The organism is Citrobacter sp. Cf088 (genome assembly GCF_030334295.1).
Lineage (GTDB): Bacteria > Pseudomonadota > Gammaproteobacteria > Enterobacterales > Enterobacteriaceae > Citrobacter > Citrobacter freundii.
Window position 1 is genome coordinate 1 of record NZ_JAOWEE010000004.1, and the last position, 266, is coordinate 266.

General features: G+C 55.3%; 1 protein-coding gene. It reads left to right on the forward strand.

The features are described 5' to 3' along the window. Positions 1 to 266, forward strand: a 266-nt coding sequence (locus OGV71_RS00020; RefSeq protein WP_286532274.1) for an SUMF1/EgtB/PvdO family nonheme iron enzyme, incomplete at both ends; no start/stop codon positions are given.

Here is a 266-nt window from a genome sequence, read left to right on the forward strand (position 1 = left end):
ACGGAGGCGCAGTGGGAATACGCGGCGCGTAGCCGGGGTAAATATGTGGTGGCGCCCACCGATGACGGCACGATACGTATTGAAGGTCAGAAAGGCATCAATGTAGCCACCGCCACGGACAGGGAAATTTATGCCCGTAAACGCGAAAGCCTTTTCGATCTTGATTCCCCCCTTCCACGTAATTTTCGTCCCCCCAATCCGCTGGGGATTTACGACATGGCCGGAAACGGCTGGGAATGGATGAAGGACTGGTATGACCCGGAATA